15 protein-coding genes and 1 rRNA gene are annotated in these 14,687 nt (G+C 51.4%); 5 read left to right on the forward strand and 11 right to left on the reverse strand.

The features are described from left to right. Positions 1 to 84 precede the first annotated feature (84 nt). From AACP62_RS06855 to AACP62_RS06865, 3 genes are all read left to right on the forward strand, one after another. On the forward strand, positions 85 to 1,836 hold the full coding sequence (locus AACP62_RS06855) for a glycoside hydrolase family 13 protein (protein WP_339347255.1): 1,752 nt from the start codon (positions 85 to 87) through the stop codon (positions 1,834 to 1,836). 83 nt (positions 1,837 to 1,919) lie between these two features. Then, entirely contained in the window at positions 1,920 to 2,141 is a 222-nt protein-coding gene (locus AACP62_RS06860) for a LacI family DNA-binding transcriptional regulator (RefSeq protein ID WP_339347256.1), read from the forward strand. 15 nt (positions 2,142 to 2,156) lie between these two features. Continuing rightward, the gene (locus AACP62_RS06865; RefSeq protein ID WP_425332927.1) at positions 2,157 to 2,948 is read left to right on the forward strand and encodes a LacI family DNA-binding transcriptional regulator; all 792 of its coding nucleotides are present in this window, start codon (positions 2,157 to 2,159) and stop codon (positions 2,946 to 2,948) included. Here the strand turns inward: AACP62_RS06865 and AACP62_RS06870 are convergent. From AACP62_RS06870 to AACP62_RS06895, 6 genes are all read right to left on the reverse strand, one after another. After that, positions 2,945 to 4,348 (reverse strand): GH32 C-terminal domain-containing protein, encoded by a 1,404-nt coding sequence (locus AACP62_RS06870; RefSeq protein ID WP_339347260.1) that lies wholly within the window; start codon positions 4,346 to 4,348, stop codon positions 2,945 to 2,947. The genes AACP62_RS06865 and AACP62_RS06870 overlap by 4 nt on opposite strands. A gap of 171 nt (positions 4,349 to 4,519) precedes the next feature. Beyond that, positions 4,520 to 5,443, reverse strand: coding sequence for a carbohydrate ABC transporter permease (locus AACP62_RS06875; protein WP_229281740.1), 924 nt, complete (start codon positions 5,441 to 5,443; stop codon positions 4,520 to 4,522). Then, a complete protein-coding gene (locus AACP62_RS06880; RefSeq protein WP_339347339.1) occupies positions 5,436 to 6,320 on the reverse strand; it encodes a carbohydrate ABC transporter permease in 885 nt (294 codons plus the stop codon). The genes AACP62_RS06875 and AACP62_RS06880 overlap by 8 nt, the downstream gene beginning before the upstream one ends. Positions 6,321 to 6,368: 48 nt before the next feature. After that, the gene (locus AACP62_RS06885) at positions 6,369 to 7,652 is read right to left on the reverse strand and encodes an extracellular solute-binding protein (protein ID WP_339347263.1); all 1,284 of its coding nucleotides are present in this window, start codon (positions 7,650 to 7,652) and stop codon (positions 6,369 to 6,371) included. A gap of 167 nt (positions 7,653 to 7,819) precedes the next feature. Further along, positions 7,820 to 8,875 (reverse strand): LacI family DNA-binding transcriptional regulator, encoded by a 1,056-nt coding sequence (locus AACP62_RS06890; protein ID WP_198206114.1) that lies wholly within the window; start codon positions 8,873 to 8,875, stop codon positions 7,820 to 7,822. 228 nt (positions 8,876 to 9,103) lie between these two features. After that, complete coding sequence (locus tag AACP62_RS06895) at positions 9,104 to 9,814, reverse strand: histidine phosphatase family protein (protein WP_339347265.1); 711 nt, start codon at positions 9,812 to 9,814, stop codon at positions 9,104 to 9,106. 40 nt (positions 9,815 to 9,854) lie between these two features. Between AACP62_RS06895 and AACP62_RS06900 the strand changes: the two genes are divergently transcribed. Both AACP62_RS06900 and AACP62_RS06905 read left to right on the forward strand, forming a co-directional pair. After that, positions 9,855 to 10,220: a DUF4235 domain-containing protein gene (locus tag AACP62_RS06900; protein ID WP_339347267.1), complete on the forward strand. Its 366-nt coding sequence runs from the start codon at positions 9,855 to 9,857 to the stop codon at positions 10,218 to 10,220. A gap of 106 nt (positions 10,221 to 10,326) precedes the next feature. Beyond that, positions 10,327 to 11,145 carry a nitroreductase family protein gene (locus AACP62_RS06905; RefSeq protein WP_339347269.1) on the forward strand — a complete coding sequence of 273 codons (819 nt, stop codon included), beginning with the start codon at positions 10,327 to 10,329 and terminating at the stop codon, positions 11,143 to 11,145. A gap of 160 nt (positions 11,146 to 11,305) precedes the next feature. Here AACP62_RS06905 and AACP62_RS06910 read toward each other — a convergent pair whose 3' ends face one another. The 5 genes from AACP62_RS06910 to rrf form a co-directional block, all read right to left on the reverse strand. Further along, on the reverse strand, positions 11,306 to 11,557 hold the full coding sequence (locus tag AACP62_RS06910) for a hypothetical protein (RefSeq protein ID WP_029677529.1): 252 nt from the start codon (positions 11,555 to 11,557) through the stop codon (positions 11,306 to 11,308). Between the two features lie 208 nt (positions 11,558 to 11,765). After that, complete coding sequence (locus AACP62_RS06915; RefSeq protein WP_339347271.1) at positions 11,766 to 12,704, reverse strand: aldo/keto reductase; 939 nt, start codon at positions 12,702 to 12,704, stop codon at positions 11,766 to 11,768. A gap of 68 nt (positions 12,705 to 12,772) precedes the next feature. Then, on the reverse strand, positions 12,773 to 13,525 hold the full coding sequence (locus AACP62_RS06920; protein ID WP_339347272.1) for a tyrosine-protein phosphatase: 753 nt from the start codon (positions 13,523 to 13,525) through the stop codon (positions 12,773 to 12,775). A 185-nt stretch (positions 13,526 to 13,710) separates the two neighbouring features. Then, entirely contained in the window at positions 13,711 to 14,376 is a 666-nt protein-coding gene (locus tag AACP62_RS06925) for an NAD(P)H-binding protein (RefSeq protein WP_339347274.1), read from the reverse strand. A gap of 192 nt (positions 14,377 to 14,568) precedes the next feature. Beyond that, positions 14,569 to 14,685, reverse strand: a 5S ribosomal RNA gene (gene rrf, locus AACP62_RS06930). Between the last annotated feature and the right edge of the window lie 2 nt (positions 14,686 to 14,687).

Consider the following 14,687-nt stretch of genomic DNA (forward strand, 5'->3'; position numbering starts at 1 on the left):
CTTTGCATTAGCACTAGACACAGGAAAAATCACATACACAAGTCAACGACGACGCTTCTAAAGCGAAGCAGCAAAAGGAAGAACATGCATTCATATCAGAGCAGCAGCGATTGGTGGAAACAGGCTGTCGTATATCAGATTTATCCGCGCAGCTTCAAAGATTCAAACAATGACGGTATCGGCGACATTCCAGGAATCACTTCAAAAATCGATTATCTCGCAGATTTGGGCATTGATGCCATCTGGCTTTCCCCTTTTTACCCATCGGCCTTAGCTGATGGCGGCTATGATGTCATCAATTACCGTGATGTTGACTCACGCTTGGGCACAATAGCGGATTTCGATAACATGGTCGCCGCCGCGCATAAGGCTGACATCCGTGTGATCGTAGACATCGTCCCAAACCACACCTCCAATCAACACCCTTGGTTCAAGGAAGCGCTGGCTTCTCCAAAGGGTTCACCAGCCAGAGATAGATACATATTCCGTCATGGCCGCGGCAAGAATGGTGAGATACCGCCGACTGACTGGATTGCAGAATTTGGCGGCTCAGCATGGGAGCTTGTTGGCGATGGTGAGTGGTATATGCATTCTTTCGCGAAAGAACAGCCCGACCTCAATTGGCTTAATCAAGATGTGCGCAAGGACTTTCTTGAGACCCTGCGGTTCTGGTCCGATCATGGAACCGATGGATTCCGTATCGATGTTGCCCATGGACTGGCTAAAGATGTATTGACTCGTGATCTCAATGATCTAAACAAATGGAGTCTGCAAGATAAACATAATCCTGACGGGGCCAACCCACTATGGGACCGACCGGAAGTGCATGATATATACAAGGAATGGCGGAAAGTTTTCAATGAGTATACCCCTCCTAGGTTTGCAGTAGGGGAAGCCTGGGTGGACCCGGATCATCAATACTTGTATTCCTCTGAAGATGAACTAGGCCAAGTCTTCAATTTCGAATTTGCAAAGGCCGCGTGGACAGCCGAATCGATGAAACGTGCAATCTTGGCTGGACTGATGTCAGCCGACCGATCGAAATCAACTGCTACGTGGGTCATGAGTAATCATGATATTGTGCGCCATGCCAGCAGATACGCGCTCCCACAAGTGCCCGCAAGGACTCAGCATCAAATTGCCAAGGACTGGGTACTCAGGAACGGTGAATCATATTTTGAGGACAGAACGCTTGGAACTAAAAGAGCACGAGCAGCTATTCTTCTTGAACTGGGTTTACCAGGATCTGTATATGTTTATCAGGGCGAAGAACTGGGTTTGTTCGAAGTTGCAGACATACCATGGAACATGCTCGAAGACCCCACTGCCGTTCGATCACAAGGGGCTTTAAAGGAAAAGGGACGCGACGGATGTCGTGTACCACTCCCCTGGTCCTCTCGGGATATGCCAGATCCAGCCGTTTGGAACAAGCATTTTGGTACTGGCGCATCCTTCGGATTTTCGGATACTGAAAGTCGCACTCCCTCTAACCCCCATCTTCCACAGCCTTTATGGTTCAAAGACTTCACCGTCGAAGGTGAGCGTGAAGATAGCTCCTCTATGTTGATGCTGTACAAGAGCGTTATAGAGGTGAGGAAAAAGCTCCTCACCAAAACAAGGGATACAAAGCTTTCGTGGCTACGGAAATACGATAGCAGACATGTCATAGCATACAGCAGACCAACTATTCATAAAGGCTCTAGATTAGCTGTAATAACCAACTTTGGAGAAACGCCCATCTCTCTACCTGACGGGAGAATCATCATTGCCTCCTCAGATTGTCCTGGAGGAAAGCTACCAAAAGATACGACAGCGTGGGTCAACCTGAACATATGATTCCAAGGGCGCGTTGCATGTCCACAAGAATATGACAACTCGCCCTTATTCATTTCATTGGGATTCTTGATAGAAAGGTATCGATGGGAGCAACCATACAAGAAGTTGCCGCCGCTGCGCATGTTTCTGTATCAACTGTATCCAGAGCGTTCAACAGGCCCGACCTCGTCTCGGCGAAAACCAGGCATCGCGTTATAGAAATGGCTCGAAAACTTGACTTTACTATTCTTCGATCAGCAACAGCTCTAAAATCCGGCAGAGCATTCAGGATTGCTTTATTAGTCAGCGGCCCAATCCGCTCATAGTTCAACGCTTCGATTCTGGAAGGATTGAATGCGGTTCTTCGCCCAGCAGAGTACGATCTCGCAATCTGGCAAATCGGAACTTACGGGGAACAGCAATGTTTTTTCGATGATCTGCCTGAGCGCCGCAACGTAGATGCCGTCATTGTCTCATCATTCGATATTAAGACCCGCGAAATCGACCGATTAGCGACTATGGGTGTCCCACTAATCGGCATAAATTCGCCTATCGATTCAAGGATGGCCGCCTCCGTTAATACGGATGATCTTCACGGAGGAACTATTATGGCCAACCACCTCATGTCATTAGGACACCAGAACATCGTTTTTGTCGCAACTCGAACGGCAGAACATATACTGCGCTTCAGTGCAAATAGACGTTGGGAATCATTCGCTCGGACTTGTAAACTCAAGGATATCAATCCGCGACTAATAATGACTGAGCGCAAGCCGAATATGGCAGAAGTCCTATCTGACAGACTTTTGACGATGAAGAGCCGACCGACAGCTGTAGCTTGTCAGGACGACGAAATTGCCATTCCATTGTTATTGGAATTACGACGTAGAAACGTTGCGGTCCCTGGTCAATTCTCCATAATCGGATTCGACGATAGCCGTTATGCCAGAGAAATGGGATTGACAACCATAAGGCAACTGCCGATTCAGCTGGGTATAATCACCGGCGCTAAAATACTTGACCTGCTCAGTACAGGAAAGACGAATGCTCCTTTTGAAAGCTGTACTGCCGCTCTCATCGAGCGAAACAGTACAGCTCCACCGAAGAATCTTGATGCGATACTGGTCAATTAGCGTAATCCGCGATGCAACTCCATATGCGAAAGATGAATTGATCCGTTCGTCACGAAAGCCCCGAGCGTACCGCCATGGTGGCTGTACATTCTGCTGGTCAACGCCACACCGTTAACATACATTGTAACTATTGTGTCATCGACAATCACCTGAAGATGACAAACTTGCCCCGGCACCAATTGGATAGGCCTATTTAAACCTATATTCATAACTGTAAACCAAGGATAATTAGGCACACCATCGAATTCAACGCGTTGCTCACTCACATTGAATATGTATCTATAGGCTTCGCCAGTTTTCGGATTACCATTGATTAAAACACCAAATGAGCTCGTTCCCTTGTCATATGACAAATCAGCTTCAAATGCGAATAGGGAGCCGCATTCTGAAGCGAGCGTCTGAACGCTGCGCTCATACACTCCAGTTAAAGTGCGACTCGGCAGACACTCTCCTTCAGCAAAGGCCGACCACAAGGTATCAACCGGTGCGGCTGCAAGTGTTCCGTCATCGCGTTGAGATATCTGGTGAGGCACGAAAGTACCTCCCCATTCGTAATTGCCATCATCGGCATTATGCTCTTTGGTACCAACCCAGCCAAATAGCACTCTTTTGCCATTCAGCTCGAAAGTACGACCAGCATAATATGCACTGCCATCAAAAGCATCATCCCATTTGGCAATCCAGGGACCTTTCAAGCTATGGGACATCCTATATGTCATTCCATGCCGATCACTGTATTCAGTGACAATGTGATACCACCAATCCCCAATTTTAAAAAGGTCTGGCATTTCATGCATGGTATACATTCCAGGAGCCCAGAAGTCACCTTCAAAATTCCAATGTTGCAAATCCTGAGAGGAAAACTGAACGGTTCGGCCTGTCTGCATAGTTTTCGGCCCTTCCAAGCGAGTCCCTAGGATCAGTAAATACCGCTTATTGTCAGGATCCCATATAATCCATGGGTCACGCCAGTCATCTGCATCATATCCTGGCTGAGGTTTGAAAGTAAGCTCATCATTAGTCTTATGCCAATGAAGCAGATCCGTGCTGGTCGCATGCATGAGAACTTGAGAAGTTAGCTGTTTTGCTGAATAGTCACGATTATAGCCAGTATAGAAAATGTGATATTGACCTTCTGCCTCACACACACTCCCTGCATATATGAACTGATCCTGATCATCCTTCCCTCCAGGGGGCAATACCACCCCGTGATCCTGATAGTGGACAAAATCCTTGGTCGTTACCAAGCTCCACCCAAATGGCTCACCAAACGGAACAGGCCTACGCGTATCCCTCTGGTGGAATAGATAGAATTCATCACCTTTGCCAAACGGCATACAGTCACCGAACCAAGTGCCCGGAAATTGATAATACAATTTGTTCATCATGCGCCCTTTCATGAGCCACAACCTGCTGGGCGATTATGCGCAACAGGTTAATTGCAATTAAAGGAATTTACGATCTGCGGAGATGCGGACCGAATTCCGTGGCTAAACAGCAACACCTTTACATTCAGTTGCAGTCGACACGTTTGGGCTCCACTTAAACCGAGAATCGATTCCAATGCTTGGTTATTTGATACCGCTCATTGTCACCCCCTGGATGAAGTACTTCTGCAGGAAGATGAACAGCAAGAGAATCGGGGTAACGACCAGTACCGCACCCGCTAAAAGAATGCTATAGTCCGTAGCCTGCTGACCCGTGGAGTACAAGGACAAGGCAACAGGCAGCGTATACATTTTGTTTGACTGCGCCGCAACGAGTGGCCAAAGAAAGTTATTCCAAGAAGAGAGAAATGTTAAGACAGCCAGAGTCGCCATAGGTGGCTTGCATTGAGGAAGAACGATCTGGAAGAAAATTCGCAACTCGCCTGCACCGTCTATCCTTCCAGCCTCCAATAGAGCATCTGGAATACCCATCATGAATTGTCTCATCAAAAAGACACCTAACGGCTGCGTCAAGAAAGGCAATATCAGGGACATGTACGTATTGAGCATGTGCATGTTCGTAATGATGACAAACAACGGCACAAAAGTTGCCACACTCGGCACCATCAAAGTTATCATTACCAGTCCGAAGAGTAAGTTCTTGCCGGCGAAATCGATTTTGGCCAGAGCATACCCAACCATTGAACAGAATACGAGATTCCCTAATGTTGTGACGACGGCAACAATAGCACTGTTTATAAAGAAAGTGCCGAAATCAAGTTCGGTAAACCAGCGCGTGAAGTTACTAAAAGTCGGGTTCTGGGGAAGAAAGGTAGGAGGTATTCTCATGATCTCGCGTTGGGTTTTCAGCGATCCCAAAATCATCCAAAAGAAGGGAAAGATCCAAATGCAAGCGAAGAGAGTAAGAACAGTGTATGTAATACCGTGAGCTTTACGAAACCTCCTCCATAACGAAGGGCGGTTATCAGGGACGATTTCGTCCGTCATTCTCAATTGACGCTGTCGACTCGATGGAACTGCTACCGATGATTTCATTGATTCAGTCATCCTTATTCCTCATCAATCTGAATTGAAGAGCACTGACCGCTGCGATGATGATAAATAGGACATAGCTGGCTGCGGAAGAAATACCATATTGCCCGAATCCGAATTTTTCGTAAATGTAATACGAAGCTGACAAGGTAGACCCAAGAGGCCCTCCTTCAGTCATTACAAACGGTTCATCGAAGAATTGCAGATACGAGACTGATTGCAGAACCGCGCCAAGCAGAAGCGTAGGTTTCAGCAGCGGCAACACAATGCACCTGAACTTTGTCCATTCTCCAGCCCCATCCATAGATGCGGCTTCCAAAACCTCAGTTGGTATGGCCTGCAAACCTGCGATGAAGATAATCATCAAGGTTCCTACATTCCGCCAGGTTGCCATTACGATCAAAGAAAGCAACGCGGTTCGTGTATCATGTAGCCAGTCAGGACCTTGCATATTAATTATCGCAAGCAATGAATTAAGTAAGCCATCGTTCTGAAGAATGTATCGCCACACGACTGCTATGGCTATGGTTGATGCCACCACTGGCGCATAGAACAGTGCCCGGAAAAAGGCATTAACACGGCGCAGTCCCTTGTTCAGAGCCACAGCCAAAGCCAGAGCGACAGCCATGGTAAGGGGCAAACCAACCAAAACAAACAAGGCCGTAACCCGCATGGAACTCCAGAATTGCTTATCGCTGAACAAAGACATGAAATTGTGGAACCCCACGAAGTTCACGTTGAAAGGCGTCTGAATATCACTAGAGCCTATGTCCGTGAAAGACATTGCCAGCGATGACAACAGAGGCACCAGCATAAACAGCACGAAAACAATGACGAATGGTAAAGAGAATCCCCAGGCGATGACGGTCCTGCGGCGGCGCAGGACCGTCATCGCCTTCACGTCAGAGGATTGGTTCCTATCTCGACGCATAAAACCAATTCACTTTCCTACGCCCAAGGAGTCGGCTTGCTTTTGAATGTCTGCTAGTCCGGCATCAACAGTTACCGTACCTTTGCAAATATGTTCAAACTCTTTATCAGAGTATGCAAGAAGCTGGGGCCAAGTAGAGGCATATGGCACAGACTTAACATCCTTAACCTGTTCGAGGAACGGGACCATCTTTGGATTGTCGGACAGGACCTTATTCTGAGTAGCCTTGGTTGACGCAGGCAAATCACTGGATGCCTTATAGAATTCAACTTGTGTCTCTGGCTTAAGGAACCATTGAATATACTTCCAAGCCGCCTGCTTGTTCTTCGAATTTTTCCAAACAGCCACATTGGCACCGCCAACGAAGGAAGTTGAAGATTTGCTTTTTGGCAAAACAGCAGTTGCATACCTATTATTAAAATCTTCGCCGCCTAGCTTTTTAAGCTCTGTGAGCGCATATGGCGAGGTGAACATAATGGGTATTTTCCCGGCTACGAACTGCTGCAAATCCGCTCCCGCTTCAATACTTACATTCGGATCCGCGATACCAGTCTTAAATAGATCAGTGGTATACTCCAAAGCTCCTTTGAACTCAGGCGTATCAAAGGTATATTTCGAATGATCGGCATTCATTATTGAAGCTCCGTTGGAGTAAGCCCAGAAGAGATAATTCTGGAAGGAGTCAGTACCTGCCGGTCCTATATAAATTCCAGAGCTGACTCCATCTACCTTCCGAACGTCTGAAGCCATTTGCTTCAGTTCATCCCATGTTTTGGGAGCGCGGTTCCATCCGGCTTGTTGGGCGATATCAGTGCGGTAGAACATGACTCGCGGATCGGCATAGAAGGGTATTGCTATCTGTCGTCCGTTGACATTCGAGATTTTTCGCAATGACATCGGAATATCCGTTAGGTCAAAATTCGATGGCGCAGGCGAGAATGCATCAGAAAATGCCGCTAGATCGGCATTGCCCGCCATCGAGATGTCCGGACCTGTACCTGAGGCAACAGCAGTACGGAATTTCTCTCTATAGCTGCTCCAGGGGAGAGTGGTGAGCTTGATTTTCACATCGGGATTCTCCTGTTCGAATTGTTTAATGAACTTGGGCATAGCCTCCCCCTCGGCACCCATAGCCCACATTGTTATTTCGCCTTTGGCTGGTTTAGCATCAATCGTCTTTAATGCAGTATTGTCCTGGGCCGAAGATGAATCGCTTTGTCTGCCACATCCACCGATTGAGATCATGCACGCTATGCTTGCAAGAGCTCCGATGGCCTTCATCCGGACTTGCATCTGAACCTCCTTGATCAGATTGATGAGGCTTATAGCTGGCTCCATCACACCGCTTAATCGCTTAAACATTTAAGCGATTAAGCATTAATATAGACCGGTGGTTTTATGTTTGTCAACTCACTATTCCGTTAAGCCAGCAATGCCATTGGTTATCTAATGCTTATCAGTCAAACATGTTTGACCGATCGACGTTTCACCACTGGACACGGCACCAACGTTTCTTGCCTGGATACAATTCTCATATTGGTTTTTGCGGACTCTTTATTATCGTTTGCGACGGAACTTTGTTTCGTTTGCCTATTGTTTGCGAGCAATAAACGTATCCCGAGAACTCCGAGCGCGTATTGAGGTAGCCCTACCGTTGAAAGTGCAGGATGCAAGTGATTCGCTATTACTTCTTGATTATCAAATCCGACAATCGAGAAGTCTTCTGGTATGCGTTTCCCTCTACTTTTCAAGGCATCATACAAACCCATTGCCGTGCGATCATTATGGCAGAATACCGAATCTGCGCCGCTTGCTAAAACCGCTTCAGCTGCGCTGTAGCCACCCTCCTGATCAGCAGTCCGCAGGATAACCAACGAGGGATCATACGGTATACCTGCTTTAGCAAGAGCCTGCTTATAACCCCTTAACCTGCCAACTGAAGCCGGTGTGCGGACTTTGTCATTTATAAATGCCACTCGAGTGTGTCCAGCAGCCAACAACAGATTTGTGGCAGCCTCACCCCCCTGCACCTCATCCGGCACTACCGCTGGGTATCGCATTGCTGAGTCAAAACAATTAATGAGTACAGTATTCACTTTGGACAATTCATTTGGCGGAGTAACCAAATGATGTACCCAACTGGAATATGCTATTCCCTCCACTTGATGTTCCAGCATGAAGGCACAAGCTTTGCTTGCTATCTCATCATCTCCATTCGTATCAATGACGAGCAGCAGCTTATTACTCCTCCAAGCTTCATCCTGCGCTCCTTGGAGAACTTGACCGGCAAATGGAGATGTCGCAACTCCATCGCTGATAAAACCAATCAAATCGGACTGCCCTCGCGCCAGACCACGAGCCAGCGCATTCTGCCTATACCCAAGTTTCTGAGCTACTTTGCGAACCCTTTCCTGCGTCGCTTCAGGAATCCTGACATGTCTATTATCATTAATGGCCCAAGACGCCGTAGCTATCGACACCCCAGCCTCGCGGGCGACATCCTGCAGTGTGACCATAAATGCCAATCCTAATGCCACAGACCGCTCGTGAATACCAAAAAGCACTATTCGGAGCTGCTGCTATTCCCCTAATACCTGTGATAATACCGTCGGTGCTACGGCCTGTCACGCAAATGTTTCCTAAGCAGCAAGTCAACCAAGTAAGGAACAGCTGACGCACATAAAAGACTGTTGCCTAGAGGCAAGGTATTACACCATCAGCAAAGGTAATGGTGAAGAGTCGAGTCACACATTCCACTGCCTGAGCACGCGCTCCCCCTGGTAGATGCCAAGAACACCGTAACGCGCCGTATTCATCCTGAACAACTGGGCCTTGCTTGGGTCCAGGGCCAACCACTGCGTGGTCAGGATGCGCAGGATATGGGCGTGCGCCACCAGGAGCACATGCCGCCCAGCACATACCTGGGGTTCAAGCCATTCGACTATCTCTCGCGCACGAGCGGCCACCTGATCCAGACTTTCACCGCGGGTCACGTGCACTGGAACACGATTACCTGAAGGCAGAACGACCACTCGGTCACCAGTCAGTTCCTTGATGCCCAAGGCCCGCGGGCCGTCGACCCACAATTTCCAGTCACGGCCGAGACTAGCCACCACATCTTGAGGACGATGCCCCTCAGCCGGACCATAATCCCACTCCAGAATCTCATCCATCGGTGTCGGATCAGGAAAGCCGGCCAGCTCGGCTGTCTGCCTGGCACGTCGTAGAGGGCTGGAAAAAACACAACCAGCGTCAAACCCCTTAGGAAAGGCTTTGGCCAGTTTCCGACCAGCCTCTCTAGCTTGCTCACATCCTTGGTCAGTCAAGGGAATATCGGTGCGTCCCGTATACTGTCCAGTTTTGCTCCAAATAGTCTGACCATGCCGTAACAGCACGGCGTAGCCCTCACTCTCAGCCGAGGCATCATTGCCCGCCGCGTTTTTCTCAGTATCCATGCATGGTATTTTAACCCCATGCGTGTGGGATAATGGACCTATGACGGACTCAGGACGGGAACCTGGCGGGATGGCCGACCAAGTGGTCGGCATGTTTCATCAGGTGGACGACAAGGTGAATGACATGCGCAACTCTATTGAATCGGATCCGGACTCGCTGACAGACAAGCTGGTCAAGTTTGCACTTCCCAGCATTGCGGCACTGCTGGCAGGCAAACTCTTCCAGTCTTTCTGGAGCGGACTGGTCCGCAAGCGCAACGGAGGCGTTGACAACCCCGAAGAAGATCAGGAGAGCGCTACTGACGGTCTTCTCTTCAGCGTTCTGTCGGCAGCCGTTATCGCCTTGGTCACAGGTCTGTCCGAGCGGGGTTCCCAGGCTCTGATCGACCGCCGTCACCAGCGCTGAAAGCAAGGGACGCTGACTGATAACCAGACCGGTCCAGATAACGCTGATTGCGTGATTTTGACGACAAGGTCTTGCATTGGAAGGCATTGACGGTCAGAATGTCAAAATGACCTTAGCAAACTCGCAGAAAACCCCGACCACGAATCCGGCCGACAATCCCACCATACGGACCTTGCTAGAGCGACGCTCCATCCGCGGATTCACAGAAGAACCCGTTGACGAAGAGACCGTCGCCCTGCTTGAGCAAGCGGCCCAACACGCAGCGACCAGTCGGTACTTCCATGAATGGTCGGCCATCAGAGTAACGGATCATAATGAGGCACTTGCCATCGCCGATATGGCCCATCAGCGCTATGTAGCCGAAGCCCCGTTGCTCTACATCTTCCTGGCAGACCAGCGTCGCAATGCCGACCTGGTCCGACGATTCGCCGATGATCTGGACCCGGATACCACCCTGCTCAACTCCGGTTATGTCTTCCTGCAGTCGCAGAACGATGCTGTCTTGGCCCTACACGCCATGGAGACCGCGGCCAACGCGCTGGGCCTTGGCGGAGTCATTCTGGGCAGCGTCATCAATGACACAGACAGGTTGATTGATTTGCTGAAACTGCCCAAACTGGTCTATCCGGTGCTGGGTCTCGCCATCGGTCACCCAGCCCAGGATCCGGATCCCAAGCCCAGGATGCCTCGTCAGGCCCAAATCTTTACCAACACCTATCAGCTGGCCGATGATGATGCAGACATGAAGGATGCCCTGGCCGACTTCGACCAGACCGTCACCCGCTACTATCGCGACATCCGGCACATGGATGATCCCCACCGCTCATTCAGCGCCATGATGGCTGACAAGGTTCGTAACCCGGCCTCCGGCCATGAGCCAATGCTGGATTCGATCCGCCGACAGGGCTTCGACCCAGCCTGCTAGACAACGTAACGGCCACCCGATAAGTTCACCGGCCTAGTTGACCAGCTTTAGTTGGACAGACGAGTGCAATCGGCCCCGAGCAGCGAAATCAACGGAATCCAATCTTGCTGCTTGGGGCCGGCAGAATCAATCCAAATTAACTTGGTAGGCAATGACTGCCTCACCTGTGACGTGGCTTGTACCCACGTTTGCGACTGTGTGGTTTTGAAGCGCGTGAGACCGCTCTCACGCGCTGATAGGAGCCCGGCTCATGGCTGGTCAAATGCCAGCTTCCGCAGTAGTCACAGCGATAGACCCATAGAAGAACGTCGCGTTCGACCATGCTGCGGTCGGCGGCCTGCTGGGCCTTGACCCGATCGTGATACATGATCTTGGACGTAGCAGCGCAACGTCGTGGGGTGAAATAATGCATGACAGCGTACGACTACCTCGAAACCGATCTGACTATCCTTCTGTGCATCTTATACACTCACGGCGTCCGATGCCCTACCAGGCAGATCCTGCCAGCTGACGCAAGAAGATTGATGCAAGATCAGACTGGCAGGACACAAACCTTCATAATCTGAAACGGCGAAACTGAACAGAAACCATGCGGACGCGAGCGGCCCTACAGCCGGGGATCAGGGCAGGTCGTGACCGGCGCTCAGGTAGAGGTCGTACCATTCCTGAGCTGTCAGATCCACATCTGCACCAGCGGCCATCTGGGTGATGCGCTCGGGGTTCATGGATCCCAGGAGCACCTGTATGCCAGCGGGATGCCGCAGGATCCAGGCCACAGCAATAGCGCTCTTGGCCACTCCATGCTGCTCGGCCAGTTTGTCCAGCTCGGCGTTGAGTTCGGGATAGTGGGGATTGTCCAGGAAGACACCGTCGAAGTATCCGGTCTGGAAGGGGCTCCAGGCCTGAATGGTCATGGACTTGAGCCGCGAATAGGCCAGAAGACCGCCATCATGGTCCAGGCTGGGATCATCGCCCATGTTGACGTGAATCTCCTGGTCGACCATGCCGGTGTGCCCCAGTCCGAACTGCAGCTGGTTGACCTCCAGCCGTTGGCTTACCGCGCTCTGCAGCAGCTCCACCTGCATTGGGTTGACGTTGCTGACACCGAAGTGCCGAACCTTCCCGCTGGACTGCAGTTCATTGAAAGCCTCAGCCAGATCGTCCAAGTCGACCAGAGTATCGGGTCGATGCAGCAGCACGAAGTCGACATGATCAGTCTGCAGGTTGACCAGCTCCTCATCCAGGGCCTTCAGCAGATGATCCTTGGAGAAGTCGTAGCGGGTGATCTGGTCGCTGTCCGGGTTGCGGAAGATGCCGAACTTGGTCTGGATGCCCACGCTGTCCCGATCTACGCTCAGATCCTTCAAAGCTTGTCCCAGGGCACGACTGCTGGCCCCGGCATGGTAGCAGTCTGCCGTGTCGAAGAAGTCCACGCCCGCATTCATGGCCGTCTCCACAATGGTCCGCGCTTCCTCGCGGCTCTTCTGATCGATCCGCATGACCCCCAGGGCCACACGGGAGGCCCGGAATCCTGACCGTCCTAAATTCATGTATCGCACAATGTCCTCCTCGTGATTGGCGTCTAGGCTCGAGTCTACCCGTCCCGGCCAGCTCAAGCCCTGTGCGATTACTCCAGCAGGTTGCGGCGCAGGGCCTCCACCTGGTCGGGGCCGAACCCCAGAGCCTGCTGGGCGTAGGCGAAGACATCCCCGTATGCCTGGAGCATGGTCTGTTGAGCATGAGCCAGGTATTCTTTCTTGACGCAGAGCGCAATCTGCAGTGCATCCAGTGAATCCTGGTCGAAGCCCTTGGCGCGGAATTGGTCCAGCAGCTGGTTGTTGGCCGCGACCCTCTCCTGGTTGGTCTTCAGATAGTCAGCGAATATCTGGTCGTCGTCCACCTCCAGCAGCCAGAGCACCAGGGCCGCGGCGAACCCGGTCCGGTCCTTGCCGGCGAAACAGTGGAAGAGCGTGGCACCCTGGGTGTTGTCCACAACAATGCGCAGGAAGCGCCCATACCCCTGCTGGGCCGCGGGATTCATGACCAGGTCATGGTAGACATTCAACATGTGGCCGTTGACCTGATCCGCTAAACCCAGCGAGGCGAAATCGTCCAAGCTGGCGCCGTTGGTACCACTTTGTTCCAGCAGATCAATGTTGGTAAAGGTCACACCATCAATCCTGTCGTCCGGACTTTCTTGTCTCTCGAAGGGCCGGCGGAAGTCCACGACCTGCGTCACCCGGTAGCGGTCGACCAGTTCCCTCTTCGTATCTTCGTCCAGACCCACCAGCTGTCCAGATCGGATCAACTTATAGGGACGTATCCGGCGGCCGTGAATGGTCCGAATGCCTCCCAGATCACGAAAATTGGTGATGTTCATTAACGACCTCCTTAGGATTCGTCCGGTCCCCAAGGCAACCTCATCTTCACCGAGATTATAGGGACGCAGCGTGCCAACGCGCGATTAGCGGCAACATGCATTGCAACTAAGGTACTATTGCCGTTGTTGTACATACACGCCGAAGCTTACCGTCAGAACTGCTCTTGAAGAATCAGCGAGTTCCGTCACCGTTTTTCGGTGAGGGCCTGTCTGATGGGCGTGCTGCCTCCGGTGATGTTGTAGATCCGGCCTATGGTCTGGGGGAGGTCGACACAGTCGGCCAGGCATTGTGCCACGTCAGGGATCGGTATGGGTCCGGGGCCGTCCGGCTCCACCTGGATGTTCCCTGTGCCTTCCTGCTCGGTGAGGCTGCCTGGCTCGATGATGGTGTAGTCCAGCCCGGAGCCGATCAGGTACTGGTCGGCCATGTTCTTGGTCACGTAATAGTCGGCGAGGGCGTCGATTGCGGGCTTGACCTGGGGCTGCTCCCAGCGCAGCCAGTCGGCTGCATACATGGCCCCCAGCATGATGTACCTGGTGATGCCGACCGCTTTTGCGGCCTCTATGGTCTTCATGGCTCCCAGGGCATCGATCTGGTTGATGTCCTTGCCGCGCGAACCTGCGGTGAAGACTACAGCGTCCGCTTGCGTCTTGCGGAATGCGTCGGTTACCTGGGAAAGCGGGTTGTGCAGATCCAAGGTCAGAGGCTCCACCTGCTGGCTTGCCTGAATCTTCGAGGCCCCCCGCGCGCAGGCGACGACTTCATGGCCGGCTTTGACCAGGTCCTCGAGGGCCGATGCACCCACCCTGCCGGTGGCTCCTACAAGAATGATTCTTTTGCCCATGCTCATCCGCTTTCTTCGCATACGGTGTTTGCACACCTGATTTGGCTGCTTTTCATTCTAGGTGTCCCGTGCCATAAACAACAGGAGGCAAAGCAAGCCAAAATTCACGGATTATTGCCTTGAATATCGGATGCGAATATGAAAAAGGAGGCATATTCAGGATCTCCTCCTGAATATGCCTCCCATATTCACGTGTTGTGGCGGCGGTGTGCTACTCTCCCACACTCTTCCGGGTGCAGTACCATTGCCGTGCTGGGTCTTAGCTTCCGGGTTCGGAATGGGACCGGGCGTCTCCCCCAGGCCATGACCGCCGCGAA

Source organism: Bifidobacterium apis (assembly GCF_036986835.1).
GTDB lineage: Bacteria > Actinomycetota > Actinomycetes > Actinomycetales > Bifidobacteriaceae > Bombiscardovia > Bombiscardovia apis_A.